Below are 24,218 nucleotides of genomic sequence, written 5' to 3'. Positions count from 1 at the left end.
ATGAAGGTAACGGTCAAAACTCTCGACAATACCGAGGCCGGCGAGATCGACTTGAGCGATGCGGTCTTTGGTGTAGATGTCCGGAAGGATCTGCTTCACCGCGCGGTACGGTGGCAATTGGCGAAACGGCGGGCTGGCACCCATAAGGTGAAGGGTCGCAGTGAAGTCGCCGGCACCACGAAAAAACCTTGGCGCCAGAAAGGTACCGGACGGGCTCGCGCCGGCAGTCTTCGCGTCGCGCAGTTCAGGGGTGGTGGCGTAGTCTTCGGACCGACTCCGCGCGATCATGGATTCGATCTGCCGAAGAAGGTTCGGGCGCTGGCGTTGAAGACTGCTCTTTCGTCCAAGGTGAAAGCAGGACAGGTGCTCATCCTGGATCGGTTGGCCGCAGACAGCCACAAGACTGCAGCCATGCGGCAAAAGTTGGCGGCGCTCGGGCTCAAATCCGCTATTTTCATCGGCGGTGAAGAGATTGACGGAGCTTTTGCGCTGGCCATTCGGAACCTTCCGTTCATCGACGTTCTGCCGAGTCAGGGCGCAAACGTTTATGACATCCTGCGTCGCGAAACGCTCGTCTTAAGCAAAGACGCCGTTGAGAAGCTGGAGGCTCGTCTGTCATGAAAACGAACGGTATTCGCAAGTTTCCGAAGATTACACGGGAACGGATGTACGACGTGATCCGATCGCCAATCATCACTGAAAAATCGACAGTGATGTCTGAACATGGGCAAGTGGCATTTCGTGTATCGCCCGAAGCAACCAAGCCCGAGATCAAACAGGCTATAGAAACGCTTTTTGACGTAAAGGTCACGGCCGTCAACACCCTTGTACAAAAGGGTAAGACCAAGCGGTTTAAGGGCGTTTCTGGGAAGAGGTCCGATCAGAAGAAAGCGATCGTCACTTTGGCCGAAGGGCATTCCATCGACGTGACGACGGGGGTTTGACGCATGGCGCTGAAACAGCATAACCCGGTAACACCGGGCAGACGACAGCTCGTCACTGTAGATCGATCGGATGTCTATAAGGGCAAACCGGTTAAGAAGCTGACGAGTGGCTTGGGGAAAAGTGGTGGCCGTAACAACACCGGGCGCGTAACCGCACGGCGGATCGGCGGTGGCCACAAGCAAAAATACAGGCTGGTGGATTTTAAGCGCCGGAAGCAGGGCGTCGAAGCAGTTGTCCAGAGGATCGAATACGATCCCAACCGGACTGCTTACATCGCGCTCATCGAGTATGGTGACGGTGAAGTCTCTTATATTCTTGCGCCTCAGCGGCTTTCGGTCGGCGATAAGGTTATCTCCGCGGAACGGGCAGATATTAAACCCGGCAACGCGATGCCGCTTAGAAATATTCCGGTCGGTACGATTCTTCACAACGTGGAGATGAAGCCTGGCAAGGGCGGGCAGATCGCTCGCGCCGCCGGAACCTATGTTCAACTTGTTGGCCGGGATACCGGCTATGCGCAGGTTAAGCTTGCCTCCGGCGAACTGCGTGTGGTCAGAGGCGAGTGCATGGCGACGGTTGGCGCGGTTTCAAATCCGGATCAGTCGAATACCAGTCTCGGAAAGGCTGGACGAAAGCGGTGGCTTGGCAAACGGCCGTCCGTTCGCGGCGTTGCCATGAACCCGATCGACCATCCGCACGGTGGCGGTGAGGGTCGGACATCAGGCGGTCGACATCCGGTCACGCCGTGGGGCAAACCCACTAAAGGCCACAAGACCAGACGCAACAAGGCCACGGACAAGTACATTGTTCGTCGGCGCAAGGCGAAGTAAGGGAGACGGAAGATGGCGCGTTCCGTGTGGAAGGGGCCGTTCGTCGACGGTTATCTGCTCAAAAAGGCGGAGGCGGCTCGGGATTCCGGCCGCAACGAGGTCATTAAGATTTGGTCTCGGCGTTCGACGATTTTGCCGCATTTCGTAGGCCTTACCTTCGGCGTTCACAACGGTCACAAATTTCTACCTGTGCTGGTGAACGAGAATATGGTCGGCCATAAGTTTGGTGAGTTCGCACCGACTCGTACGTATTACGGGCACACGGCGGACAAGAAGGCGAAGAGGAAGTAGGGATGGGCAAGCCAAAGGCAGAACGACGCGTTGGCGAAAGCGAGGCCGTAGCCCGTGGTAGCCAGATTCGCGGCAGTACAAGCAAGCTCAATTTGGTGGCCCGTCTTATCCGTGGCAAGGAAGCCGCTCGTGCGATGACCGACCTTAGCTTCTCCAAGCGCCGCGCCGCAGGTGATGTTAAGAAGGTACTTGAGTCCGCGATCGCCAATGCAGAAAACAATCACCAGTTGGATGTCGATCGGCTCTATGTTTCGGAGGCCTATGTCGGTAAGAGCTTGGTCATGAAGCGATTTCGGGCCCGGGCGAGGGGACGTGTCGGCAAGATCGTGAAGCCATGGTCGAACCTGACAATCGTTGTTCGGGAACGTGAGGAGACCGTATAATATGGGACAGAAAATCAACCCGGTTGGTCTTCGACTCGGCATCAACCGTACGTGGGATTCGCGTTGGTACGCTGACCGTGACTATGCCAAGCTGCTGCATGAAGATCGTGCTATTCGCGAGTTTCTGCACAAGCGGGTCGCCCAAGCGGGTGTCAGCCGCATCGTGATAGAACGGCCAGCCAAGCGCGCAAGGGTGACAATTCATACCGCTCGCCCCGGCGTCATCATCGGCAAGAAGGGGGCTGACATCGAGCGGCTCCGCCTGGAACTGTCGAAGATGATCGGTTCGGATGTGTCGCTGAACATCGTTGAGATCCGCAAGCCGGAGATCGACGCACGGCTGATCGCCGAGAACATCTCGAACCAGCTTGAGCGGCGAGTGGCATTCAGGCGTGCCATGAAACGCGCGGTTCAGAACGCAATGCGGCTCGGTGCGCTTGGTATCCGGATTAATTGCGGCGGTCGTCTCGGCGGCGCTGAAATCGCCCGGACCGAATGGTATCGCGAAGGGCGTGTTCCGTTGCACACGCTTCGTGCCGAAATTGACTATGGCACAGCGACGGCGAAAACGACATACGGGACGTGTGGGGTCAAGGTCTGGGTCTTCAAGGGCGAAATCATGGCCCACGATCCCATGGCCCAGGACAAACGGCTTACCGATCAGAATAGCGGCGGCCGTAGCAACTGAGGCGGCGTCTACGCCGATTGCATAAGAGGAAACGACGATGCTGAGTCCAAAGCGCACCAAGTTTCGGAAGGCGCACAAGGGACGGGTCAAGGGCGTCGCCAAGGGGGGTACGGACCTGAATTTCGGAGCTTTCGGGCTCAGGGCCGTCTCTCCCGGGCGCGTGACCGCACGTCAGATCGAGGCGGCGCGACGGGCCATAACCCGTCACATCCGACGCCAAGGTCGAGTGTGGATCCGTATATTCCCGGATGTCCCGGTTTCGCAGAAACCGGCCGAAGTTCGTATGGGTAAGGGGAAGGGCAGTCCAGAATACTGGATGTGCCGTGTTAAGCCGGGTCGAGTGATGTTCGAGCTGGACGGCGTGCCTGGCGTGCTCGCCAAGGAAGCCTTCGCATTAGCGTCGTCGAAGCTTCCGGTTGATACGCGGTTCGTTGCTCGACTGGGTGAGGAGGTCGAGTGATGAAGGCCAGTGATCTTCGGACGAAGAGCGAGGACGAATTGAACGATCAGTTGGTCGCGCTCAAGAAAGAGCAATTCAATCTGCGGTTCCAGAAGGCGTCCGGTCAGATGGAAAATACGGCGCGTGTCCGTGTCATTCGCCGTGACATTGCCCGGATCAAAACGCTGTTGGACGAGCGTGGCCGGGCTGTCGCCGCGGCGAGCTAAAGGGGATAAGACATGCCAAGGCGCGTCCTGACTGGGAAAGTTGTATCTGATAAGATGGACAAGACGGTCACCGTCTCTGTCGAGCGTCGGATCATGCACCCGGTGTATAAGAAGTTCATTAAGCGCAGTAAGAAGTTTCACGCGCATGATGAAACCAATTCGTGTAAGGTTGGCGACGAGGTGTCGATTATCGAATGTGCACCTGTTTCCAAGAGTAAGAAGTGGGCAGTCGTTTCGGGTCGGCAGAGTGCCGAATCCGTCGGCGCCTGATTGTTTTTGAGGAGCCATAATTCATGATCCAGATGCAGACGAACCTGGAAGTGGCCGATAATTCCGGCGCGCGCAGGGTGCAGTGCATCAAGGTTCTTGGCGGGTCCAAGCGGAAGTCGGCAGGCATCGGCGATGTTATCATCGTTTCTGTGAAGGATGCCATTCCGCGGGGCCGGGTGAAGAAGGGTGACGTCCACCGTGCCGTCATCGTTCGCACTGCCAAGGAACTGCTTCGTTCGGACGGATCGACCATCCGGTTCGATACCAATTCAGCCGTTCTGCTGAACAAGCAGAATGAACCTATCGGCACCCGTATCTTCGGACCGGTGACTCGCGAGCTTCGGGCCAAGAAGTTCATGAAGATCATTTCGCTGGCGCCCGAGGTGCTGTGATGAAGCAGGATGACACGAAGGTGAAATTCAAGATCAAAAAGGGCGACAAGGTTGTCGTTCTGGCCGGTCGCGACAAGGGCAAGCGCGGTGATGTCCTCAAGGTTCTGCCCAAGGACGAAAGGCTTGTCGTTCAGGGCGTGAATATGGTTAAGCGCCACACCCGTCCAAGTCCGAGCAGTCAAGGGGGAATCGTCGAGAAGGAAGCGACGATTCACGTATCGAACGTCGCGCATATTGATCCGAAGACGGATCAGCCGACGCGCGTTGGATACAAGACCCTCGAGGACGGTCGCAAAGTTCGATTTGCGAAAGTGTCCGGCGAAATGATTGATCGGTGAGGATCATGGCAAGGCTCAAGGACAAATTTCGAAGCGAGATCGTGCCGGATCTGCTCAAGGAGTTCGACTACAAGAACCCCATGGAAGTGCCGCGGCTCGATAAGATCGTGATCAATATGGGCGTTGGCGAAGCTGCCGCCGACAGCAAAAAGATGAACGTCGCGGTATCCGAACTTACAGCGATTTCCGGACAGAAGCCGCTCATCACAAAAGCGAAACGCTCTGTTGCGACGTTCAAGTTGCGCGAGGGTATGCCGATCGGGGCAAAGGTAACTTTGCGCCGTGACCGGATGTACGAATTTCTTGATCGGCTGGTTACGATCGCCCTGCCTCGGCAGCGCGATTTTCGAGGTCTGAGACCGACCAGTTTCGATGGTCGCGGTAACTATTCTCTGGGCATCAGGGAACAGATCGTCTTTCCCGAAATCGACTATGACAAAGTCGACGATGTACGCGGGATGGACATCATCATCGTAACGACGGCGAAGACCGATGCGGAAGCGCGATCGCTTCTGAAGAAGTTCGACTTCCCGTTCGTCAACTGAGTGCCGGAGAGACGTAATGGCCAAGAAATCTGCCGTTGAGCGGAACAAGAAAGTCGAACGAATGGTGAAGCGATATGCTGCCAAACGTAGTCGGCTGAAAGAGATTGCAGAGGACAAAAAGCTGCCACCGGAAGAGCGGTTCGCTGCCAGTTTGAAACTGGCGGAGATGCCACGGAACAGTTCTGCAACGCGCGTGCATAACCGGTGCGAAGTCACGGGTCGGCCAAAGGGCTTTTACAGGCGCTTTCGGGTGAGCCGAATTGCGCTTCGGGAACTTGCATCTGATGGCAAGATACCCGGTATGGTCAAGGCCAGTTGGTAGAGGAGGGCCGGTAGAATGCAGCTCAGCGATCCTTTGGGCGATCTGCTGACCCGAATCCGCAATGGACAACGGGCCGGCAAGACGACCGTAGCAAGCCCTTCATCAAAGCTTCGCAGGAACGTGCTCGAAGTTCTGAAGCGTGAAGGTTTTATTCGTGGGTATTCGGAGACGGCGGAACGGGCAGGCGTCCGTACGCTGACGGTGGAATTGAAGTATCATGACGGTACAGCAGTGATCCGGCGGATTGGCCGCGTTTCCAAGCCAGGCCGACGTGTGTACAAGAAGATCAAGGAACTGCCGAAGGTTTACAACGGCCTAGGCGTTGCTGTCGTATCCACCCCACGGGGTGTCATGTCCGACGCAGAGGCTCGCGCTGCCAATGTTGGCGGCGAGATTCTCTGCGAGGTATTCTAAGGGGGGTGCCGGATGTCGCGAATTGGTAAGCATCCCATTAAGGTCCCGGCAGGTGTCGAAGTAACAATCGACGGCCTGTCTGTATCGGCGAAGGGTAAGCTCGGCATGTTGAGCGTCGATTTGACGGATGACGTGTCGATCAAGAGAGAGGACGATCTGATCGTCGTCGAGCCGCGGGAGTCCTCCAAGAAGGCCAAGACGATGTGGGCGACCAGTAGGTCGCGCATTGCGAATATCGTCACGGGCGTGGATACGGGATTCACGAAGACGCTCGAGATCACCGGCGTCGGTTATCGTGCAGCTGTCCAAGGCAAGGATCTGGTTCTGAACCTCGGCTATAGCCATGAGGTTCGCTATCCGATTCCCGAAGGCATCAAGATTGCCTGTGAGAAGCCGACGTCAGTGGCCATCAGTGGCGCCGATAAGCAGGTTGTTGGTCAGGTTGCCTCGGAAATCCGCGCCAAACGTCCGCCGGAGCCCTTCAAGGGTAAGGGTGTCCGATACGGCAATGAGCGGATTCTCCGCAAAGAAGGCAAGAAGAAGTAGGGGGCCGTTGTCATGCTAAGTTCAAGGGAGTTGGTCCTGCGGCGAAGGATGCGGCAACGCGCCAAGCTTGCACGGAAAAGAAGCGATCGTCCGAGGCTTTCGGTTTTTCGGTCAAACAAGCAGATTTATGCCCAGGTTATCGACGATGTTCATGGCCGCACCGTTGCGGCGGCATCGTCTCTGGATAAGGATTTGCGGGAAGCGCTGACGCGTGGTTCCGACAAGGACGCTGCGACAGCGGTCGGCAAACTCGTTGCCGAACGGGCGACGGCGGCGGGCGTCAAGCAGGTTGTTTTTGACCGAGGCGGTTACATTTATCACGGCCGGGTGAAGGCGCTGGCAGATGCCGCGCGCGACGCCGGTCTGGACTTTTAGGGAGGGCTTGGGCGCATGGCACGCAACCCAAGACAAGACAGAGATTCCCGCGACCGTGATGATGCCGAGCTCATCGAAAAGCTGGTGCACATCAATCGCGTGGCAAAGGTGGTCAAGGGCGGTCGCAGATTTGGTTTCGCTGCTCTGGTTGTCGCCGGTGACGGGCGCGGTCGCGTCGGGTACGGATCGGGCAAGGCCCGGGAAGTACCGGAGGCCATCCGCAAGGCGACCGAACAGGCGAAGCGCAGCATGATTCGCGTCCCGCTGCGCGAGGGCAGGACACTCCACCATGATATGGTGGGGCAGTTTGGTGCCGGAGACGTCGTTCTTCGATCGGCGCCACAGGGCACCGGCGTGATCGCGGGTGGGCCGATGCGTGCGATCTTCGAAGCGCTCGGCGTTCACGATGTCGTTGCGAAATCACTTGGATCGTCTAACCCGCACAACATGATAAAGGCCACTTTCGAGGCGCTTAAAGCGATTGAGGGCCCTCGAATGGTAGCGGCTCGCCGTAGCAAGCGGGTCAGTGAAATCATCGGCAAGCGGGAGCCGCAACCAGGCGGCGATGCTGTTGCTGCGGAGGCGAGCAATGGGTGATAAATCCGTCGGCACCGTGGTGGTGACGCAGACCGGTAGCCCGATTGGCAGGCGCAAGGATCAGCGCGAAACCTTGATCGGTCTCGGCCTCAATAAGTTGCAGAGAACCCGTGAACTGGAAGATACGCCGGCGGTTCGAGGGATGATCGAAAAGGTGAAGCACTTGGTGCGAGTCGAATCCGCTATTTAAGCGGATCGGCGACAGGAGACTGAAAATGGTAAAGTTGAACGAACTCCGGGACAATCCGGGTGCTACTCGTGACCGGATCCGCGTCGGCCGAGGTATCGGTTCCGGCAAGGGCAAGACCGGCGGGCGTGGCGTCAAGGGACAAAAGTCGCGGTCCGGTGTCGCAATGAGCGGCTTCGAAGGCGGCCAGATGCCGATCTACAGGCGTCTGCCGAAACGCGGCTTCAACAATGCGAATTTTTCCCGCCGGTATCCGATCGTTAATCTGGGCTCGATTCAAAAAGCGCTGGATGCAGGTCGACTCGACGCTTCAAAGACCGTGGACGTCGAAGCTCTTCAGGCCGCCGGACTTCTTCGCCCGAAGGAAGTTGCTTTTCGTCTGCTGGCGAAAGGTGAAGTTACAAGCAAGATTACCATTTCGGCGGACGGTGCTTCCAAAGGCGCCATCGAAGCCGTCGAGAAGGCGGGTGGTGCGGTAACTGTCACTGCTGTGTCGAAGAAAATCGATTCAGTTGCCGAGTGACGGTGTCGAACCTGGCAACGGTTGGAATTGGCAAGGCCGGATCGTTCGTGTTCCGGCCTTGCCGCGTTAAGGACTAGAGGTCATCATGGCATCAGCCGCTGAACAGTTGGCGTCCAATTTGAACTTCGGTGCCATTGCAAAGGCAACCGAACTCAAAAAGAGGATATGGTTCACGCTAGGCGTGTTGATCATATACCGCTTCGGGACCTATGTGCCGATACCCGGAATCGATCCGGTCGCTCTGGATCAGCTCTTCAGCGCTCAAGCGGGCGGCATTCTGGGCATGCTCGACATGTTTGCCGGTGGCGCGCTGGGGCGGATGTCGATCTTTGCACTTAATATTATGCCGTATATTTCTGCATCCATTATTATGCAATTGATGACTGCCGTGAACCCGACGCTCGAGCAGCTCAAGAAGGAGGGTGAAAGCGGTCGGAAGAAGATCAACCAGTACACCCGGTACGGGACTGTGGCGCTGGCGACGGTTCAGGCATATGGCCTGGCGGTCGGTATGGAAGGAATGGGGGCCGCAACAGGGGCGTCGGCCGTGATCGATCCCGGATGGTATTTCCGTCTTACGACGGTCATTACCATTGTCGGGGGTACCGTCTTCCTGATGTGGCTGGGTGAGCAGATCACCAGCCGAGGTGTTGGAAACGGCATCTCGCTTATCATCTTTGCCGGGATCGTCGCGGAGTTGCCGAGAGCACTGGTGAGTACGCTGGAGCTTGGCCGTACCGGTGCGCTGTCCACGCTGTTCATAATGTTCATGCTGGTGATGGTTGTGGCTGTTATTACGTTCATTGTGTTCATGGAACGCGCACAGCGACGTCTGATTGTCCAGTATCCGAAGCGGCAGGTTGGCAACCGGATGTTTGGCGGTGAAAGCAGCCATCTGCCGCTGAAACTGAATACTGCAGGCGTCATTCCGCCGATTTTCGCGTCGGCGCTCCTGCTGTTACCGGCGACGCTGATTGGCTTTTCGGGCGCCGATGCGGCCGGCGGCTGGGTCCAGCCGATCGCTGCGTCTCTGGAGCACGGTCAGCCGTTGTTCATAGCCCTGTACATGGCGCTGATCATTTTCTTCTGCTTCTTTTATACGGCCATTGTCTTCAATCCCGAAGAAACCGCGGAGAACCTTCGAAAGTATGGAGGGTTTATCCCCGGGATCCGACCGGGCAAAAATACCGCCGCTTATATCGATTATGTGTTGACGAGACTGACGACGGTTGGAGCGCTGTATCTTGCTTTGGTATGCCTCCTTCCGGAAATTTTGATCTCGCAATATTCGATACCGTTTTATTTTGGAGGAACAAGCCTCTTGATTATCGTCACTGTGACGATGGACACTGTCGCGCAGATTCATTCGCACTTGATGGCGCATCAGTATGAGGGTCTGATCAAGAAGGCGAAGTTACGAGGGAGACGCTAATGAACCTTATCCTTCTGGGCCCACCTGGAGCGGGCAAGGGAACGCAGGCTAAACGGCTCGAAACGGCTTTTGGCTTAAAGCAGTTATCGACCGGCGACATGTTGCGTTCGGCCGTCCGCGAAGGAACCGAGGTTGGCCTGAAGGCCAAGGCGGTTATGGATGCTGGCGAACTGGTTTCTGATGAAATCATGGTCAGGATGATTGCCGATCGAATCGACCAGCCGGATTGTCGCAACGGGTTTATCCTTGACGGTTTTCCGCGGACCGTTGCGCAGGCGGAAAGTCTCGATGCAATGTTGGCCCGCAAAGGGCTGATGTTGGATGCCGTGATTCAAATGGCTGTGGATGATGAAGCCCTCGTGAAACGGGTCATTGGCCGGTTTACCTGCGCTTCCTGCGGCGCGGGCTACAATGATTTCTTCCATCGCCCCAAGGTCGAAGGCGTTTGTGACGTTTGTGGCGGTACGAAGTTCGATCGTCGAGCAGACGATACCGAAGAGACCGTTCGAGCACGGCTTCAGCTCTTTCATGATCAGACGGCACCCATTCTTCCCTATTATCAAGAGCGAGGACTTCTCAAGGCGGTAGATGGCATGGCTTCGATGGACGAGGTGTTCTCGCAGATCGTCGCCTGCCTCCCTCAGGAGAAACTTGCTTAACGTCGGTGACGATATGTAACGATTGCGGGTTGTTATTCATTGACCATAGGGCTCCGAACAGCGTCGCGATTGGTATGGTTGACTCGCCGCAGAGTGCCGCTATACTCCGCCAACTTCTCGGGCCCGGGTGTGGAGGAATGGGCGCCATTAGGCCCCGCCTGCGCCCCCATTCAGGCTGCGAGTGGTCGATATCGATTCCAATAAGACGACAAACCCGGAAGCGCAGGCCATTGATTGCTTCTGTAATCAAGGCAGCGGGGCTTCCGAAGGTGGTCACGAGCATAGGAGAAACGGCGTGGCACGTATTGCTGGCGTCAACATTCCCACCCAAAAACGGGTGGTCGTTGCACTAACTTACATACACGGGATAGGCCGCACAACGGCCGACAAGATCTGCAGCGCTCTGTCTATTCCGAGCGAACGCCGGGTTTCGGAACTGACCGAAGACGAGTTGGTCCGCATTCGCGAGACGATCGACAGCGATCATCGTGTCGAAGGGGACCTTCGGCGGGAAGTGGCGATGAACATCAAGCGGTTGATGGACATGGCCTGCTATCGTGGTTTGCGGCACCGTCGCGGCCTACCCGTTCGCGGGCAGCGGACGCATACCAATGCGCGTACCCGCAAGGGTCCCGCGAAGCCGATCGCCGGTAAGAAGAAGTAAAGTCAGAAGGACGCTCAGGTCATGGCCAAGCCAGCAGCCAGCACCCGTCTTCGTCGACGGGAACGGAAGAACATTACGTCGGGTGTCGCGCATGTAAGCGCCACCTTCAATAATACGATGATCACCATATCCGACGCCCAGGGAAATACCATTTCGTGGTCGTCCGCAGGCGGAATGGGTTTCAAAGGGTCACGGAAGTCGACACCTTATGCCGCCCAGATGGCCGCGGAAGATGCCGGTCGGAAGGCCCAGGAACACGGCATGAAGGTTCTGGATGTCACAGTGAAGGGTCCTGGTTCCGGGCGGGAAAGTGCCTTGCGGGCGCTGCAAGCCGTCGGGTTTCAGGTGACTCAGATCAGGGACGTGACGCCGATCCCGCATAATGGTGTTCGGCCTCGGAAGAAGCGTCGGGTCTAGTCGACGAATACGAACCATCGGCCACCGATCCGAGATATCGCTTCACATCGCCATGGGGCGAGACGGATGGGATCGGACGCCGGCGACGGGATTGCGCCCGTTGTCGGCCTTTTGGCTTTGGGGCGACGATCGTCGTGAATTCCGGTCAGTTGTCGATTTTGCGGGAGTATACCCGGTCGGACGGATACTGCGGTTCACGGGGGTTGGCGCGGCATGTTAGGCGAGATGAGGACGAACGTGGCTTTAGCAAAAAATTGGCAAGAGTTGATCAAGCCGGAGAAACTGGATATCCGCTCCGGTTCCGATCCGCAACGCGTCGCAACTGTCGTCGCTGAGCCGCTTGAGAGGGGATTCGGTCTGACGCTCGGCAATGCGTTGCGCCGCATCCTGTTGTCGTCACTTCAAGGTGCGGCAGTGACGTCGATTCAGATCGATGGCGTTCTTCATGAATTCTCGTCCATCCCTGGCGTTCGTGAGGATGTGACGGATATCGTTTTGAACGTGAAAGCTCTGGCACTGCGAATGCACGCCGAGGGTCCCAAGCGGATTCGGCTGCATGCGGAGGGCCCGGGACCAGTGACGGCTGGCCAGATCATTACCGGCCCAGACATCGAGATTATGGACCCGACCCTTGTCATTTGCAATCTGGATGCCGGTGGCCGGTTGAATATCGAGATGACCGTCAGTTTGGGCAAAGGGTATGTGCAGGCTTCGGAGAACCGGCCAGAAGACGCTCCGATCGGCCTGATTCCGATCGATGCGCTTTACAGCCCCGTGCGCAAGGTCTCTTACAAGGTCGACAACACGCGGGTCGGGCAGAATACGGACTACGACAAGTTGTCTTTGCTGGTGGAAACCAATGGCGCGGTTACGCCGGAAGACAGCGTGGCACTGGCTGCACGGATAATGCAGGACCAGTTGCGGCTGTTCGTCAATTTCGAAGAACCGCAGCACGACCGGCGTGAAGAAAGCCGAGATGAAATTCCGTTCAACAAGAATCTTCTTCGGAAGGTCGATGAACTGGAACTTTCTGTGCGGTCGGCCAATTGCCTGAAAAACGACAACATTGTCTATATCGGCGATCTGGTGCAGAAGACCGAGGCGGAGATGCTTCGGACACCCAATTTTGGTCGGAAGTCATTGAACGAGATCAAGGAAGTGTTGACCGGTATGGGGCTTCACCTGGGAATGGATATTCCGAATTGGCCCCCGGATAACATTGAGGATCTGGCCAAGAAACTGGAAGAGCCTTATTGAGATTGGCAGGTTGGATCTGCTGAGGTCAGTAGGTGAGCAAGGGGCATGTCGCCCCGCCGCCGGCGAGCTTTATCCTCGTAATGGTCGGGTAGGTCATTTGAGACTGATGACCGGAACTTAATTCGAGGAGAGGCGACGGCGCCCGAAATCCGCAATCTGCGGGACGCAGTTGATGTATGGGAGTTGAACGATGAGGCACCGTAACGGCGGCCGGAAACTGAACCGGACGAGTAGTCACCGCAAAGCGATGTTTTCCAACATGGCTGTGGCCTTGCTGAAGCATGAGCAGATCAAGACGACTCTGCCGAAGGCAAAGGATCTGCGTCCATTCGTGGAAAAGCTGATCACCAGCGCCAAACAGGGCGGGCTTCATAAACGTCGGCAGGTTCTTTCGATTCTTCAGGACGAGGTACTGGTCCGGAAACTGTTTGATGGTGATGAAAGTCTGGCCACACGCTATGCGAACCGCCCCGGCGGCTATACGCGGGTTCTGAAAGCGGGATTTCGCTATGGCGATGCAGCGCCAATGGCAGTGATCGAGTTGGTCGATCGCGATATTGACGCAAAGGGCAAAGACAGCGGCCCGACTGGCGACGAAGGCGATGACTCTGACGAGGACGCCGCAGCCTGACCAAGGCTCTGGTATTCGATTTCGGGTGGGGATAGTCCGGATCGCCGGGCTATCCCTTTTCTCGTTCAGCCGTCCTTCCAATTCGTCAGGCTTTCTTGTTTCTTTTGACTGCCGCGGGACTTTATCGGCAGTCCTGGGGGAATGCGATGTCCATCGGCAGGCGCAGAAAGGGCGGGGAAGCTGACCCGACTGAACCCGGGCTGTTTGGCGATTCAGTTCCACGTCCTCTGGCGGATCGGCTTCGGCCGGATCGGCTGGATGATGTTGTTGGCCAGGAGCATTTGCTGAAACCGGAGGGGGCAATCGGCCAGATGGTCTCCGGTCGGGCGGCCAGTTCGATCATATTGTGGGGACCTCCCGGCACAGGAAAAACGACGATTGCGCGTCTGCTTGCCGAAGGGTCTCGGCACGAGTTTGTGGCACTGTCGGCAATTTTCTCCGGCGTCGCAGAACTGCGCAAGGTATTTGAGGCAGCACGCGAACGCCGGCGGGACGGCCGTGCGACACTCTTGTTCGTCGATGAGATCCATCGGTTCAATCGGTCGCAGCAGGATGCGTTTCTGCCGCTGATGGAGGACGGGACCATCGTCTTGGTGGGCGCTACGACGGAGAATCCGTCGTTCGAACTCAATCCGGCGCTGTTGTCCCGCAGTCGCGTGCTTGTTCTGAATCGTCTCGATGCGACCGCGCTCTCGACCCTTATGGCGCGTGCGGAATCGACGGCGGGGCGGCCGCTCCCGGTGACGCCCGATGCGCGGGACGCCATGATTGCGATGGCCGACGGAGACGGACGGTATCTGTTGACGCTTTGCGAAGATGCGTTGCGCTATGAGGGCGAAGCGCCGATGACGCCGGCCGTGCTGGCCGAACGGTTGCAGCGCCGGGCGCCAGTCTATGACAAGGGGCAGGAGGGGCATTTCAACCTCATCTCGGCCCTGCATAAGAGCCTGCGAGGATCCGACGTCGATGCCGCTCTCTACTGGATGGCCCGTATGCTGGCCGGCGGTGAGGATGCACTTTACCTCGCCCGGCGGCTGATCCGATTTGCCGCGGAGGATATAGGTATGGCCGATCCGCAAGCCCTGGTGCAGGCAATGACGGCATGCGATGGCTTTGAGCGTCTGGGCAGTCCGGAAGGTGAACTGTTGATCGCGCAGGCCGTGGTCTATCTGGCGACGGCACCGAAGTCGAACGCGCAATATGCAGCGTTTAAAGCGGCAATGTCGGATGCTCGGGAAACCGGATCGCTTCAGCCGCCTGCTCATATCCTCAATGCACCGACCCGACTGATGAAGGATCTCGGCTACGGCAAAGGATATCAGTACGATCATGATATGCCGGACGGGTTTTCAGGTCAGAACTACTTTCCCGATGGTATGGGGCGTCGCCGATACTATACGCCGCCCGAGCGCGGCTTTGAGCGGGAGATCCTGAAACGACTGGAATATTGGGCCAAGCGCCGCCAGGCGACCGATCCGGAAAGCGGTCAATGACAGAGCGAGGGAACCTTGCGTCAATGCGGGGTCTTCACCACCTTAGACCAGATGACGCCAATCCATTGCCGCGATGCCGGATGGATCGGCAGGAAAGCCGGAGAAAAATGACGATGGCGCGGCCACCAATACACTACAACGGATGTGTTCCTGATCCGGAGGGCCGGTCGTGAGCGGCGTCGTGACCCGTTTGGTCGGAGAAAGCGAGGGCGATGCTCGTCTGGATCGATGGCTGCGTCGACTCTATCCGGGGCTGACGCAGGGGCGTGTCGAGAAAATGCTGCGGACCGGTCAGATCCGGGTCGACGGCCGACGCATCAAGAGTGCGCACCGGCTTTCTCCGGGTGAGACGGTTCGATTGCCGCCGTTGGATGCGGCCGATTCCGCCGCCAGGAGTGCGCCGCGTCGGGACACAGTCAATGACGGGCAGCGAACGGCCGATGCCGACCAGCTCAGGGCGATGACGCTTTACAGGGATGACCACGTCATTGTGCTGAACAAGCCCGCGGGTTTGGCTGTGCAGGGCGGCACTTCGGTTACGCGCAGCGTCGACGGCATGCTGGACGCCCTTACCGAGAAAGGCGAGCGACCACGCCTGGTGCATCGCCTGGATCGGGATACCGCCGGTGTGTTGGTGCTCGCCCGTACGGCGGATGTCGCCCGCAATCTGACGACCGCCTTTCGCGGCCGGTCAGTCCGGAAGATATATTGGGGTCTGGTGCGGGGAATTCCGGAACCGGCCGACGGCGTGATCGATGCGCCGCTTGGCAAATCGGGCGGAAGTCGCGAGAAGATGGAGATCGACGAAGCCGACGGGCGCCGTGCGGTGACGCTTTTCCGAACTCTCGACCGCGCCGGAAAAGTCGTCGCCTGGCTCGCATTGTGGCCACGAACCGGCCGTACCCACCAGATCCGGGCCCATTGCGCGGCGATAGGAACGCCCATTCTTGGCGACGGAAAGTACGGCGGCCGCGAAGCATTTGTCGAGAGCGAGGGAGTGGCCCGGCAGGTGCATCTGCTGGCTCGCCGGATCGTTTTGCCGCATCCGGGCGGACGGGGAGTCCTGGACGTAACGGCACCGATGCCGGAACACATGGTTGCTGCCTTTGACGCGTTCGGTCTCAATCAGCGCGATGCGCGGTCGGACCCATTTCCGGACGAGACCTGACAGCGGCGGCCTTCGGCCGTTATAAGTCTGTATTCGTGGTTATCCGGCCGGCGCGAAAACCGACGATGCACATGCTTGCCGATGTAGTGGGAGATTTGATTGGTGGATGGACGAGAGCGAAGTAATGACATAACCCGACCATTGGTCATTGCCGGCGAGCGCGTGGGTGACCTCATTCCTGGCGACGACGGTGTGACGTTTTTCTCGACCCGTCCGGAGGTCAAGTCGTTGAGCGGCCGGCTCTTTGCATCGGATAAAGACGCCATTGAGGCAATTTCCCGCTGTCTGCGGGAATATCGGCTGTCGGCATGACCGCGAAGGACCAGGGCGTTGCCAACAAAGGGATCTCTGCCGGAGATGCCGACCTGACCGTCCCCTGGGTGGCCATCTTTGATTGCGACGGCACATTGATGGACACGGCCGGTCCGATGGGGCCGGTCCCATTCCCGCCGATACCCGCAATGCTCACCCGCCTTCGGCATGCCGGTTGGCTGTGCGCAATTTGTACTGGCCGGTCCCGCGCCAGCGTCAGTCACCTGATCCGCCGACATGGCCTGGTGCCCGAAATTGTCGCCGTACGGACGCCCGATGATGGCCCGTCGAAGCCGCACCCGGATTCCGTTCTGGACGTGCTTCATCAGATCGGCGGAGCGATTGGTCAAGCGGTCATGATTGGCGATGGCCCTGCCGACATGCTGGCCGCCAGGAATGCCGGCATACCGTTTATTCACGCCGCATGGGATGTCACTGAGCCCGGTCCGGCCGAGCCGCTCGCCGCCGTGGCCGTGGTCAGATCCATCGCCGATCTCGACCGGCATCTGGAAGCCCTCCGTAGTCAGGCGATCGCCAGGGAAAGCGCATGAAACGGCATTATCAATCGGTTTCGGTCGGTCGCGCCGACGCGGGTTATACCATTCTTCTGGATGGCCGGCCGGTCAAGACGCCGGCTCGCGTGACGCTCGCGGTTCCCAACGCGCCGCTTGCCGAAGCAGTGGCGGCCGAGTGGTCCGCCCAGGGCGAGACCATTAAACCGGCTGAAATGCATCTGACAGCGTTCGCGACGACGGCACTCGATAAAGGCAGCGACAGGAAACAATCCGTCGTCCAGACGCTCGCCGGCTACGCAGCTACCGATCTTCTTTGTTATCGCGCGGAGTCGCCAGCAGAACTCGCCCGACGCCAGGAAGAGCGATGGCAGCCGATCCTGGATTGGCTTGCCCTGACTTTCGATGCCCCGTTGACCGTGACGAAGGGAATATTGCCGGTGCCTCAACCGGAGGCGTCGCTTCGGGCCATTCGCGCGGCGCTTGAGCGTCTGGACGGTCTGCATCTGGTGCCCACGGCCACGATCGTCGACCAACTGGGCTCGACCGCGTTGGGGCTTGCGGTCGCTCACCGTCGGATTTCTGCCGAAGAGGCGATTGCGCTTAGTCATATCGACGATGATTATCAAGCCGACCTCTGGGGCTGGGACGCCGAGGCTGCAACTCGACGCCGGGCGGTTGCGGCCGAGGTCGCGGCGGCGGAGACATTCTTGCGTCTGCTGGACGCTTGACCGAGACTGATCGGATCGCCGATTAAGGCGCGCAAAAGCGATGCCGGTGATGGCGTCCCCACCAAGAGCCGGACTACGAAAGGAACCGACCAATGCGGGATATTCTGGAAACGCTCGACGCGATGCGCGCGGCCGCCCGCCAGGGCGGCGGCCAGCGCCGCATCGACGCGCAGCATGGCAAGGGCAAGCTGTCGGCGCGAGAGCGGCTGGAAATCCTGCTCGACGATGGATCATTCGAAGAATGGGATATGTTCGTCGAACACCGATGCACCGATTTCGGTATGGACGAGCAAAAAATTCCCGGCGATGGGGTCATTACCGGCTATGGCACCATCAACGGCCGGCTCGTTTTCGTTTTCTCGCAGGATTTTACCGTATTCGGCGGTTCCCTGAGCGAGGCCCATGCCGAAAAAATCTGCAAGATCATGGATCAGGCGATGAAGGTCGGGGCGCCGGTCATTGGTCTCAACGACAGCGGCGGTGCCCGAATTCAGGAAGGAGTCGCCAGTCTGGGTGGGTATGCCGAAGTATTCCAGCGGAATGTTCTGGCATCCGGCGTCGTCCCGCAGATCTCGATGATCATGGGGCCCTGTGCCGGTGGCGCCGTCTATTCGCCCGCAATGACGGACTTCATCTTCATGGTGAAGGAAAGCTCGTACATGTTCGTGACCGGTCCGGACGTCGTGAAGACTGTCACCCACGAGGTGGTGACCGCCGAGGAACTTGGCGGCGCGGTCACCCATACGGGCCGATCGGGGGTCGCCGATCTTGCTTTCGAAAACGATGTTGAAGCGATTCTCAACCTCAGGCGCTTCATGGGATTCCTGCCGGCTTCCAACCGCGAGACGCCGCCGGTGAAGCCCACGGACGACCCTGTCGATCGTGCCGAACCGGCCCTGGATACGCTGGTGCCGGACAATGCCAACAAGCCTTACGACGTGAAGGAACTGATCGCCAAGGTCGTGGATGATGGAGATTTCTTCGAGCTGCAGCCGGAATTCGCCCGCAACATGATCATCGGTTTCGGGCGTCTCAACGGCCAGACGGTCGGGTTCGTCGCCAATCAGCCTATGGTGCTCGCAGGCTGCCTGGATATCGACAGTTCGAAGAAGGCAGCACGATTCGTCCGCTTTTGCGATGCCTTCAACATTCCGATCGTGACCTTCGTCGATGTGCCCGGCTTTCTGCCAGGCACGAGCCAGGAATTCGGCGGCATCATCAAGCACGGCGCCAAGCTGCTGTTCGCGTTTGCCGAAGCCACCGTGCCCAAGGTGACCGTCATAACGCGCAAGGCCTATGGCGGAGCATACGACGTCATGGCATCGAAGCACCTGCGCGGCGACGTCAACTATGCGTGGCCGACGGCCGAGATCGCGGTCATGGGGCCGAAGGGGGCCGTGGAAATCATTTTCCGGTCTGACGCGGGCAACGCTGAAAAGATTGACCAGCGCACCGAAGAGTATCGAGCAAAATTCGCCAACCCGTTCGTTGCCGGTTCACGGGGTTACATCGACGACATCATCATGCCCCACAATACCCGCCGGCGTCTCTGCCGAGCATTGGCGATGCTTCGCGACAAATCGCTGTCCAATCCCTGGAAGAAGCACGACAACATACCGCTATGAGGGGACTCGCGCCCGCCGGACCGCGCCCACTTGCCGTGTTCGGCTATGCCATCATCCAGTAGGCAAGATTCCAGACAGCGCCAACGATCATGACCAACCAGGTCAGGACCATGCCGAGGCCACGCCCGATTGACTGCCCGTCGGTCTTCCACAGCCCCACCGCATGAGCCACCCGACCTGCGATCAAGGCGATGCCGAGCCCATGCAGCGCGAGCGTCGGGGCGCCGCCAGCTTCGAGAAGCCCGATCAGGATCAGACAGATCGGGATATATTCCGCCGCGTTGCCGTGAATGCGTATCGCGCGTGCCAGTTTGGCGTCCTTGCCGTCGCCGATACCAACCCGAGCTCGGTAGCGTTGCGGGATGACCAGTCCGGCATAGGCCAGGAGCAGGAGTGCGGAAAGTGCGGCATAGAGTGCGGTGACGGTTAACGCCATTGGGTTTGGCCTCGACAAAAAGAAATTCGGGGAGGGACGGGAGCGCAGGTTCGGCCTGACGTTAGCCCGATATGGCTGCAAGAGACATTGTGATCAAGGGGCACGGGTGGACCGCGCCGGGCGCGACCGGCTCTGGCTTGTCGTTTCACACGCTGTACCATCCGCCGCAAGTTTCGCGATTGGATCTGGTTCCTAACATATCTTTTTTCGGGAATGTTTACGGGTTGTTGACGATCCGTCGTGTAGGTCGTTGAGATGCGGAGAGGGAGTTGCCCCATATAGCCTCCGACGATCGCAACCATTTGATCAGGACGGCGCGATGGTGTCGCTTACCGCCGTGGTTCCACGCATCGGACCGATCTTCGTTCCGATGTTCATTGTTTTCGGTGCGCTTGCGGCGCTTGCGTGGGCCGACACGCCAATTCCACGTGAACTCGTCCGCCTCGGACCGGCGCTGGCCATGGCGATGGCGTTTGTTCTCGCCCTCTACTTCAAACTCAGCAATGTGGCCATGATCGTGGCCGTCGTCGTCGCCGGCGTCTTTCTGATCGCAGCAGATCCGGCCCTGCTGCCGCCGACGCTGGGTGATACTGCAGTACGCACGGCCCTGGTCAGCGTGCTCCTCCCGGTCAACCTCGTCCTTCTGACCGTCTTGCCCGATCGCGGACTCCTGACCGTATCGGGCATTATGCGTATGACCTTCGTCCTGTTGCAGGTCGGCGGGGCGATTATTGTCATCATGACGTGGCCCGAGATTGTGGCCGTGGGATCGGTGCTGGCGCCTGGCGGGCTGCCTGCCGGTATACCGGCGACGCCGCTATCGATCGGCGGGCTGGCTGTATTCGGCATGGCCATCGTCATCCTGGCAATCCTCGCCGTTCGGCGGAGCACCCCGCTGGAAGCCGGCACCATGGTAATGGCCGTCGCGATCCTTGCGGCGCTCCATCTTCAGGATCGTCCGGATGCCTCGTCCGTGATGATCGTGGCGGCCGGTGCGGCGTTGGCCGTTACCCTGCTTCAGAACGGTTACCGGCTGGCATTCGTCGATGAACTGACGAATCTTCCGGGACGGCGTGCCCTGGAAATGGAGATGAGCCGACTTGGCGGTCGATATGTCGTCGCCATGCTGGACATCGACCATTTCAAGTCGTTCAACGACACCTATGGGCACGATATCGGCGACGAAGCTCTGCGCATGGTCGCATCGCATATTCGACTTGTCGGTGGCGGGGGAAAGCCGTTCCGGTATGGGGGGGAGGAGTTTACCGTCGTCTTCCCGGGTATGAATACCGACGAGGCGGCGGAATGGCTGGAAGACCTTCGTGCCGACATCGAAGGAACGCCCTTCCGCGTTCGCGATACAGGGGCTCGCGCCAAGGACGGCGGATCGGGGAAGCGACGCCGAGGACGCTCCCGGCGAACCAAATCGCTGACGATCACCATCAGCATTGGTCTGGCCGCCCGCAACGATAAGCACAAGACGCCGGAACATGTCATTAAGGCGGCCGACAAGGCACTGTATCGCGCCAAGGAGAAAGGCCGGAATCAGATATCGAAATAGTCGCTGGTACCGAATCGGGGGAGCGGAGCCGCACGGCGCGGCCGCCCCCTCTCATGCGGCGCATTCGACCGGATCGTCGGACTAGGCTGCCCGGCTTGAGGCGGCCGAGTTCGGCGAATCAGCATTAGCGGGTTTGATCGTACGGACGGCCTCAACCGAACCCACGCGCGGCGCTGACGTTGCTGCAATGTCGGAGGGCTGCGCACGGTATTGCTGAAGACTTGCCAGCAGGTTGTCGCGATCAAGGCCAATATCGGCGAGCATGCGGTCGTCAAAGCGCTTCAGCTGAGAATAGGCGCGGGAAACGTCGCCCTGCTCGTTCCAAAGTCGGACCAGGGACCGGAGAGCATTGGCGATGGGGGCCGTGATCTGACCAACTGCGGCGGCAATGGCCTGGGCCTGCGCGCGGCGCCCATTCAGTTCGGCAGTAACCGTATCGGATATCGCGAAGCGCGCTGTCGAGGTCGCGGGTTGAATGGAAGATGTCGTCGTCATAATACGTAATTCCGTGGTTGCCGGATCTGGAACCGGACCGGGGCAATAGCAGCCACGGGTTACCGATTCGGCACCGGCTGGCGCTTGTGCGCCTCTCTGCCCGGTGCTTATCCGTTGGTGTTCCGTCCTCAAGTTGTATAGGCAACATGGTCCGATAAGTGACTGGTGGCCACCCGCGTTTTTGCAGCGCAGTATTGCGGCAAGTCGATGGCTGGCATAACCAGCCATGCGGTGCGCGCTCGTCTCCGAAGACGCGACGCAAAAATCAGGTTTTGCGAGAGCGCAAACTGACCGGCCGCCGGGCGGCGATCTGCGGTAGCATCACGCCAACGACGACGAGGAGGGCGCCCATACCCTGCGCCAGGGTGAGGCCTTCGCCGAGGATGGCAAAGGCGATGGCGATGGCGAAAAAGGGTTCGGAGTTCGCCAACAGGGTCGCCCGGAGCGTGTCCAGGAGCAGCAATCCGGTGAAGAAGGCGAGAATGCCGGCCAGGAACAGCAGCCCGCTCGCCGCCAGGCCGACCCATCCGACGATCCCGTGCGGCAAGGCCGGCGCCGAGACGAAAACGGCATGGGCCGTCATGATGATCGCCGCAACGGAAAGCGAGAGGGCATTGATCACGATCGGGCCACTTCGGCGGCCGATGGCCCCGCCATAGACGATATAGGCAGCCGTGCCCACGGCGGCCAGAAAGGCGAGGGAAAGCCCCCGGCCATCGGGGATTTGAGGTGATGCGCCGGTTGCCACGGCGACGCCGGAAAAAGCGACGATGACGGCAGCCCATTTCGCGCGTGTCAACGGCACGCCGTCGGAAACGCGAACGATCAGGGCGGCGATGACCGGAAATGTGAAGAAGACCAGAACGGCAACCGGTACGCTGACATACTGGACAGAACTGAGATAGGCGAGGGTCTGTACGACATAGCAGGCGCCGATAACGATGCCCCCGACCAACAGCCGCCGGTCACCGGGGACGCGTTCGCCGCGCAGGAGCATGATCGCCACGAAGCCGACGCCGGATACCAGAAATCGGGCCAGAGAGACTGTGGCCGCATCGCTTCCATGAGCATAGGCGAGCCGCGCCAGAGTCGGCGTCGCGGCCAGGCAGAGCGATGCCAGAAGCACGAGCGCGATGCCCAATCCGACCTTTGCTGCCGGAGCCCCGTTTCGCTGCCGAGCCGCATCGGCTTCGCTTGCATGTCTCAATGCCATCGCCGGGTCCTTCTTCGTCTTCTGGCTGATATTCCCCCGGGAAGGCGGGCTGGGGGAAGGCAAGTCCATGCATCCGGAGAACCGGTGCAGGGGTGGATCGATTCAAAGGGATACTGCGAAAGGGAATGTCACCGCGCGGTACTGGACGTAGCCGGGCGGTGCTGCCATAGTCGCGGCACTGGTCGATGGGCGGCCAGGTCTCCGGCAGTGTATCCTCACTGTGCAACGAATTGTTCTATCAGGTCATGGCGTTCGATATATACGAATGGAGCATGCGCGCCTATCTCCGCTACAAGACGATGCGGCGTGGCGAGTTTGTCGGCAAAGACGATAGCGGCAACGACTACTTCGTCGACCGCAGGACCAAGGGCACGCGACGCGAGAAGCGTTGGGTCGTGTTCAATGGCGGTGAGTCGGAAGCCAGCCGCGTTCCAGCGGGATGGCACGGATGGCTGCACCACCAAACCGACACACTGCCGTCGGCCGACAAGCCGTTCCACAAGCCGTGGGTGAAGGAGCACGTACCGAATCTGACCGGATCGGTACAGGCATATCACCCGCCGGGCTCGTCGCTTCGCGCCGAGCGCCGTGACAAGGCGACGGGAGACTACGAGCCATGGGTCCCGAAGTGATCGACATGCCGCGGCCGGTCCTGCCGGCCAGCGATCGGCGTCGATGAAGGGGACCGGTGCGGGGTCGGCGGGAGAAGGCCTGGTATGAGCCGCAATGTCATTGAAACCGTCATGGGGGGTGTCGTGCTCCTGGTGGCGGCCTTTTTCCTCGTCTTTGCCTACACCAGCGCCAATCTCGGTTCAGTGAACGGCTATGACGTTACTGCGCGCTTCGCGAATGCCGATGGTTTGAGCGTCGGCACAGATGTCCGCATCAGTGGCGTCCGCGTCGGTTCGGTCGTGGAGCATCGGCTCGATCCTGAAACCTTCATGGCAGAAGTGCGCCTGTCGATCGATCCCACGATCGAGCTTCCTGCGGACACCGTCGCCGTCATTGCGAGCGAGGGGCTGCTCGGTGGCCGTTACATGCGGCTGGATGTTGGCGGCGATCCCGAAACCATACCGGCGGACGGGCGAATCATCTACACGCAGTCGACGCCGGGGTTGGAGCAATTGATTGGCCAAGCCATTTATGGCCTCCAGAGTGGCGGCGATTCGGGAAATGCGACAGGCGCAGGCGAATCCGGCACATCGGTGCCATCGGATGACCACGATGGGAACGAATCCTTCCCCAGCATGTTCGCTGATTGACGATGAAACTGACCCAAGGGCTGATTCGGGGACTGACG

General features: G+C 59.2%; 36 protein-coding genes. 33 read left to right on the top strand and 3 right to left on the bottom strand.

Annotated features, from left to right (window positions below):
- The 30 genes from rplD (at position 1) to ABZ728_RS16290 (ending at position 19,213) form a co-directional block, all read left to right on the top strand.
- Complete coding sequence (gene rplD, locus ABZ728_RS16435; protein WP_366657326.1) at positions 1-621, top strand: 50S ribosomal protein L4; 621 nt, start codon at positions 1-3, stop codon at positions 619-621.
- Positions 618-944 (top strand): 50S ribosomal protein L23, encoded by a 327-nt coding sequence (locus ABZ728_RS16430; RefSeq protein ID WP_366657325.1) that lies wholly within the window; start codon positions 618-620, stop codon positions 942-944. The genes rplD and ABZ728_RS16430 overlap by 4 nt, the downstream gene beginning before the upstream one ends.
- A gap of 3 nt (positions 945-947) precedes the next feature.
- Positions 948-1,775 carry a 50S ribosomal protein L2 gene (gene rplB, locus ABZ728_RS16425; protein WP_366657324.1) on the top strand — a complete coding sequence of 276 codons (828 nt, stop codon included), beginning with the start codon at positions 948-950 and terminating at the stop codon, positions 1,773-1,775.
- Positions 1,776-1,787: 12 nt separating this feature from the next.
- Entirely contained in the window at positions 1,788-2,066 is a 279-nt protein-coding gene (rpsS, locus tag ABZ728_RS16420; protein WP_366657323.1) for a 30S ribosomal protein S19, read from the top strand.
- A 2-nt stretch (positions 2,067-2,068) separates the two neighbouring features.
- A complete protein-coding gene (gene rplV / locus ABZ728_RS16415) occupies positions 2,069-2,449 on the top strand; it encodes a 50S ribosomal protein L22 (protein ID WP_366657322.1) in 381 nt (126 codons plus the stop codon).
- 1 nt (position 2,450) lies between these two features.
- The gene (rpsC, locus tag ABZ728_RS16410; protein ID WP_366657321.1) at positions 2,451-3,137 is read left to right on the top strand and encodes a 30S ribosomal protein S3; all 687 of its coding nucleotides are present in this window, start codon (positions 2,451-2,453) and stop codon (positions 3,135-3,137) included.
- Positions 3,138-3,174: 37 nt separating this feature from the next.
- On the top strand, positions 3,175-3,597 hold the full coding sequence (gene rplP / locus ABZ728_RS16405; RefSeq protein ID WP_366657320.1) for a 50S ribosomal protein L16: 423 nt from the start codon (positions 3,175-3,177) through the stop codon (positions 3,595-3,597).
- Positions 3,594-3,803, top strand: coding sequence for a 50S ribosomal protein L29 (gene rpmC / locus ABZ728_RS16400; RefSeq protein WP_366657319.1), 210 nt, complete (start codon positions 3,594-3,596; stop codon positions 3,801-3,803). The genes rplP and rpmC overlap by 4 nt, the downstream gene beginning before the upstream one ends.
- A 12-nt stretch (positions 3,804-3,815) precedes the next feature.
- Positions 3,816-4,073, top strand: coding sequence for a 30S ribosomal protein S17 (gene rpsQ / locus ABZ728_RS16395; RefSeq protein ID WP_366657318.1), 258 nt, complete (start codon positions 3,816-3,818; stop codon positions 4,071-4,073).
- Positions 4,074-4,096: 23 nt separating this feature from the next.
- On the top strand, positions 4,097-4,465 hold the full coding sequence (gene rplN / locus ABZ728_RS16390) for a 50S ribosomal protein L14 (RefSeq protein WP_366657317.1): 369 nt from the start codon (positions 4,097-4,099) through the stop codon (positions 4,463-4,465).
- Positions 4,465-4,803 (top strand): 50S ribosomal protein L24, encoded by a 339-nt coding sequence (rplX, locus tag ABZ728_RS16385; RefSeq protein ID WP_366657316.1) that lies wholly within the window; start codon positions 4,465-4,467, stop codon positions 4,801-4,803. The genes rplN and rplX overlap by 1 nt, the downstream gene beginning before the upstream one ends.
- Before the next feature lie 5 nt (positions 4,804-4,808).
- Entirely contained in the window at positions 4,809-5,348 is a 540-nt protein-coding gene (gene rplE, locus ABZ728_RS16380) for a 50S ribosomal protein L5 (protein ID WP_366657315.1), read from the top strand.
- 16 nt (positions 5,349-5,364) lie between these two features.
- The gene (gene rpsN / locus ABZ728_RS16375) at positions 5,365-5,670 is read left to right on the top strand and encodes a 30S ribosomal protein S14 (protein ID WP_366657314.1); all 306 of its coding nucleotides are present in this window, start codon (positions 5,365-5,367) and stop codon (positions 5,668-5,670) included.
- A 15-nt stretch (positions 5,671-5,685) separates the two neighbouring features.
- Complete coding sequence (gene rpsH, locus ABZ728_RS16370; RefSeq protein ID WP_366657313.1) at positions 5,686-6,084, top strand: 30S ribosomal protein S8; 399 nt, start codon at positions 5,686-5,688, stop codon at positions 6,082-6,084.
- Positions 6,085-6,096: 12 nt separating this feature from the next.
- Complete coding sequence (rplF, locus tag ABZ728_RS16365; protein ID WP_366657312.1) at positions 6,097-6,630, top strand: 50S ribosomal protein L6; 534 nt, start codon at positions 6,097-6,099, stop codon at positions 6,628-6,630.
- A gap of 12 nt (positions 6,631-6,642) precedes the next feature.
- On the top strand, positions 6,643-7,005 hold the full coding sequence (gene rplR / locus ABZ728_RS16360) for a 50S ribosomal protein L18 (RefSeq protein ID WP_366657311.1): 363 nt from the start codon (positions 6,643-6,645) through the stop codon (positions 7,003-7,005).
- A gap of 15 nt (positions 7,006-7,020) precedes the next feature.
- The gene (gene rpsE / locus ABZ728_RS16355) at positions 7,021-7,602 is read left to right on the top strand and encodes a 30S ribosomal protein S5 (protein WP_366657310.1); all 582 of its coding nucleotides are present in this window, start codon (positions 7,021-7,023) and stop codon (positions 7,600-7,602) included.
- Positions 7,595-7,792, top strand: a complete 198-nt coding sequence (rpmD, locus tag ABZ728_RS16350) for a 50S ribosomal protein L30 (RefSeq protein ID WP_366657309.1) — start codon at positions 7,595-7,597, stop codon at positions 7,790-7,792. Before rpsE ends, rpmD begins: the two co-directional genes overlap by 8 nt.
- A gap of 25 nt (positions 7,793-7,817) precedes the next feature.
- Positions 7,818-8,312, top strand: a complete 495-nt coding sequence (gene rplO, locus ABZ728_RS16345; RefSeq protein ID WP_366657308.1) for a 50S ribosomal protein L15 — start codon at positions 7,818-7,820, stop codon at positions 8,310-8,312.
- Between the two features lie 85 nt (positions 8,313-8,397).
- Positions 8,398-9,744, top strand: coding sequence for a preprotein translocase subunit SecY (gene secY, locus ABZ728_RS16340; RefSeq protein ID WP_366657307.1), 1,347 nt, complete (start codon positions 8,398-8,400; stop codon positions 9,742-9,744).
- Positions 9,744-10,403: an adenylate kinase gene (locus ABZ728_RS16335; protein ID WP_366657306.1), complete on the top strand. Its 660-nt coding sequence runs from the start codon at positions 9,744-9,746 to the stop codon at positions 10,401-10,403. Before secY ends, ABZ728_RS16335 begins: the two co-directional genes overlap by 1 nt.
- A gap of 295 nt (positions 10,404-10,698) precedes the next feature.
- Positions 10,699-11,067 (top strand): 30S ribosomal protein S13, encoded by a 369-nt coding sequence (rpsM, locus tag ABZ728_RS16330; RefSeq protein ID WP_366657487.1) that lies wholly within the window; start codon positions 10,699-10,701, stop codon positions 11,065-11,067.
- Between the two features lie 21 nt (positions 11,068-11,088).
- Positions 11,089-11,484, top strand: a complete 396-nt coding sequence (gene rpsK, locus ABZ728_RS16325) for a 30S ribosomal protein S11 (protein WP_366657305.1) — start codon at positions 11,089-11,091, stop codon at positions 11,482-11,484.
- A gap of 237 nt (positions 11,485-11,721) precedes the next feature.
- A complete protein-coding gene (locus ABZ728_RS16320) occupies positions 11,722-12,741 on the top strand; it encodes a DNA-directed RNA polymerase subunit alpha (protein ID WP_366657304.1) in 1,020 nt (339 codons plus the stop codon).
- A 190-nt stretch (positions 12,742-12,931) separates the two neighbouring features.
- Positions 12,932-13,372, top strand: a complete 441-nt coding sequence (rplQ, locus tag ABZ728_RS16315) for a 50S ribosomal protein L17 (RefSeq protein ID WP_366657303.1) — start codon at positions 12,932-12,934, stop codon at positions 13,370-13,372.
- Positions 13,373-13,518: 146 nt separating this feature from the next.
- Positions 13,519-14,865 (top strand): replication-associated recombination protein A, encoded by a 1,347-nt coding sequence (locus tag ABZ728_RS16310; RefSeq protein ID WP_366657302.1) that lies wholly within the window; start codon positions 13,519-13,521, stop codon positions 14,863-14,865.
- A gap of 169 nt (positions 14,866-15,034) precedes the next feature.
- A complete protein-coding gene (locus ABZ728_RS16305) occupies positions 15,035-16,033 on the top strand; it encodes an RluA family pseudouridine synthase (protein WP_366657301.1) in 999 nt (332 codons plus the stop codon).
- 308 nt (positions 16,034-16,341) lie between these two features.
- Positions 16,342-16,896 (top strand): HAD family hydrolase, encoded by a 555-nt coding sequence (locus ABZ728_RS16300; RefSeq protein WP_366657300.1) that lies wholly within the window; start codon positions 16,342-16,344, stop codon positions 16,894-16,896.
- Positions 16,893-17,588, top strand: a complete 696-nt coding sequence (locus tag ABZ728_RS16295) for an ATP12 family protein (RefSeq protein WP_366657299.1) — start codon at positions 16,893-16,895, stop codon at positions 17,586-17,588. Before ABZ728_RS16300 ends, ABZ728_RS16295 begins: the two co-directional genes overlap by 4 nt.
- A gap of 92 nt (positions 17,589-17,680) precedes the next feature.
- Complete coding sequence (locus tag ABZ728_RS16290) at positions 17,681-19,213, top strand: acyl-CoA carboxylase subunit beta (RefSeq protein ID WP_366657298.1); 1,533 nt, start codon at positions 17,681-17,683, stop codon at positions 19,211-19,213.
- Between the two features lie 43 nt (positions 19,214-19,256).
- Here ABZ728_RS16290 and ABZ728_RS16285 read toward each other — a convergent pair whose 3' ends face one another.
- Entirely contained in the window at positions 19,257-19,649 is a 393-nt protein-coding gene (locus ABZ728_RS16285; protein ID WP_366657297.1) for an MAPEG family protein, read from the bottom strand.
- 319 nt (positions 19,650-19,968) lie between these two features.
- On the opposite strand from ABZ728_RS16285, the gene ABZ728_RS16280 reads away from it, so the two are divergent.
- On the top strand, positions 19,969-21,210 hold the full coding sequence (locus ABZ728_RS16280) for a GGDEF domain-containing protein (RefSeq protein WP_366657296.1): 1,242 nt from the start codon (positions 19,969-19,971) through the stop codon (positions 21,208-21,210).
- A gap of 81 nt (positions 21,211-21,291) precedes the next feature.
- Here the strand turns inward: ABZ728_RS16280 and ABZ728_RS16275 are convergent, their stop codons facing one another.
- Together ABZ728_RS16275 and ABZ728_RS16270 are read right to left on the bottom strand one after the other, a co-directional pair.
- Positions 21,292-21,705, bottom strand: coding sequence for a DUF1127 domain-containing protein (locus tag ABZ728_RS16275; protein WP_366657295.1), 414 nt, complete (start codon positions 21,703-21,705; stop codon positions 21,292-21,294).
- Between the two features lie 265 nt (positions 21,706-21,970).
- Positions 21,971-22,918, bottom strand: a complete 948-nt coding sequence (locus tag ABZ728_RS16270) for a DMT family transporter (RefSeq protein ID WP_366657294.1) — start codon at positions 22,916-22,918, stop codon at positions 21,971-21,973.
- 185 nt (positions 22,919-23,103) lie between these two features.
- On the opposite strand from ABZ728_RS16270, the gene ABZ728_RS16265 reads away from it, so the two are divergent.
- Both ABZ728_RS16265 and mlaD read left to right on the top strand, forming a co-directional pair.
- A complete protein-coding gene (locus tag ABZ728_RS16265; protein ID WP_366657293.1) occupies positions 23,104-23,550 on the top strand; it encodes an NADH:ubiquinone oxidoreductase subunit NDUFA12 in 447 nt (148 codons plus the stop codon).
- Between the two features lie 84 nt (positions 23,551-23,634).
- The gene (mlaD, locus tag ABZ728_RS16260) at positions 23,635-24,180 is read left to right on the top strand and encodes an outer membrane lipid asymmetry maintenance protein MlaD (protein WP_366657292.1); all 546 of its coding nucleotides are present in this window, start codon (positions 23,635-23,637) and stop codon (positions 24,178-24,180) included.
- Positions 24,181-24,218: the final 38 nt, after the last annotated feature.

It is taken from the genome of Fodinicurvata sp. EGI_FJ10296 (genome assembly GCF_040712075.1).
Classification (GTDB): Bacteria; Pseudomonadota; Alphaproteobacteria; order DSM-16000; family Inquilinaceae; genus JBFCVL01.
Note: the sequence above shows the minus strand (reverse complement) of the source record. Positions and strands in the feature narration are given on the sequence as shown.

Bases quoted from the DNA above. Each gene is read 5' to 3' on its own strand.
- ABZ728_RS16275 (WP_366657295.1), bottom strand. From the start codon at position 21,705: ATGACGACGACATCTTCCATTCAACCCGCGACCTCGACAGCGCGCTTC.
- rplD (WP_366657326.1), top strand. From the start codon at position 1: ATGAAGGTAACGGTCAAAACTCTCGACAATACCGAGGCCGGCGAGATC.
- ABZ728_RS16335 (WP_366657306.1), top strand. From the start codon at position 9,744: ATGAACCTTATCCTTCTGGGCCCACCTGGAGCGGGCAAGGGAACGCAG.
- rplN (WP_366657317.1), top strand. From the start codon at position 4,097: ATGATCCAGATGCAGACGAACCTGGAAGTGGCCGATAATTCCGGCGCG.
- rpsK (WP_366657305.1), top strand. From the start codon at position 11,089: ATGGCCAAGCCAGCAGCCAGCACCCGTCTTCGTCGACGGGAACGGAAG.
- ABZ728_RS16265 (WP_366657293.1), top strand. From the start codon at position 23,104: ATGGGCGGCCAGGTCTCCGGCAGTGTATCCTCACTGTGCAACGAATTG.
- rplV (WP_366657322.1), top strand. From the start codon at position 2,069: ATGGGCAAGCCAAAGGCAGAACGACGCGTTGGCGAAAGCGAGGCCGTA.
- ABZ728_RS16295 (WP_366657299.1), top strand. From the start codon at position 16,893: ATGAAACGGCATTATCAATCGGTTTCGGTCGGTCGCGCCGACGCGGGT.
- rpsN (WP_366657314.1), top strand. From the start codon at position 5,365: ATGGCCAAGAAATCTGCCGTTGAGCGGAACAAGAAAGTCGAACGAATG.
- ABZ728_RS16430 (WP_366657325.1), top strand. From the start codon at position 618: ATGAAAACGAACGGTATTCGCAAGTTTCCGAAGATTACACGGGAACGG.
- ABZ728_RS16300 (WP_366657300.1), top strand. From the start codon at position 16,342: ATGACCGCGAAGGACCAGGGCGTTGCCAACAAAGGGATCTCTGCCGGA.
- rpsC (WP_366657321.1), top strand. From the start codon at position 2,451: ATGGGACAGAAAATCAACCCGGTTGGTCTTCGACTCGGCATCAACCGT.
- ABZ728_RS16285 (WP_366657297.1), bottom strand. From the start codon at position 19,649: ATGGCGTTAACCGTCACCGCACTCTATGCCGCACTTTCCGCACTCCTG.
- rplF (WP_366657312.1), top strand. From the start codon at position 6,097: ATGTCGCGAATTGGTAAGCATCCCATTAAGGTCCCGGCAGGTGTCGAA.
- rplX (WP_366657316.1), top strand. From the start codon at position 4,465: ATGAAGCAGGATGACACGAAGGTGAAATTCAAGATCAAAAAGGGCGAC.
- ABZ728_RS16280 (WP_366657296.1), top strand. From the start codon at position 19,969: ATGGTGTCGCTTACCGCCGTGGTTCCACGCATCGGACCGATCTTCGTT.
- rplO (WP_366657308.1), top strand. From the start codon at position 7,818: ATGGTAAAGTTGAACGAACTCCGGGACAATCCGGGTGCTACTCGTGAC.
- ABZ728_RS16290 (WP_366657298.1), top strand. From the start codon at position 17,681: ATGCGGGATATTCTGGAAACGCTCGACGCGATGCGCGCGGCCGCCCGC.
- rpsE (WP_366657310.1), top strand. From the start codon at position 7,021: ATGGCACGCAACCCAAGACAAGACAGAGATTCCCGCGACCGTGATGAT.
- secY (WP_366657307.1), top strand. From the start codon at position 8,398: ATGGCATCAGCCGCTGAACAGTTGGCGTCCAATTTGAACTTCGGTGCC.
- rplP (WP_366657320.1), top strand. From the start codon at position 3,175: ATGCTGAGTCCAAAGCGCACCAAGTTTCGGAAGGCGCACAAGGGACGG.
- rpsQ (WP_366657318.1), top strand. From the start codon at position 3,816: ATGCCAAGGCGCGTCCTGACTGGGAAAGTTGTATCTGATAAGATGGAC.
- rpsH (WP_366657313.1), top strand. From the start codon at position 5,686: ATGCAGCTCAGCGATCCTTTGGGCGATCTGCTGACCCGAATCCGCAAT.
- rplQ (WP_366657303.1), top strand. From the start codon at position 12,932: ATGAGGCACCGTAACGGCGGCCGGAAACTGAACCGGACGAGTAGTCAC.
- ABZ728_RS16270 (WP_366657294.1), bottom strand. From the start codon at position 22,918: ATGGCATTGAGACATGCAAGCGAAGCCGATGCGGCTCGGCAGCGAAAC.
- mlaD (WP_366657292.1), top strand. From the start codon at position 23,635: ATGAGCCGCAATGTCATTGAAACCGTCATGGGGGGTGTCGTGCTCCTG.
- rpsS (WP_366657323.1), top strand. From the start codon at position 1,788: ATGGCGCGTTCCGTGTGGAAGGGGCCGTTCGTCGACGGTTATCTGCTC.
- rpmD (WP_366657309.1), top strand. From the start codon at position 7,595: ATGGGTGATAAATCCGTCGGCACCGTGGTGGTGACGCAGACCGGTAGC.
- rplR (WP_366657311.1), top strand. From the start codon at position 6,643: ATGCTAAGTTCAAGGGAGTTGGTCCTGCGGCGAAGGATGCGGCAACGC.
- ABZ728_RS16310 (WP_366657302.1), top strand. From the start codon at position 13,519: ATGTCCATCGGCAGGCGCAGAAAGGGCGGGGAAGCTGACCCGACTGAA.
- rplE (WP_366657315.1), top strand. From the start codon at position 4,809: ATGGCAAGGCTCAAGGACAAATTTCGAAGCGAGATCGTGCCGGATCTG.
- rplB (WP_366657324.1), top strand. From the start codon at position 948: ATGGCGCTGAAACAGCATAACCCGGTAACACCGGGCAGACGACAGCTC.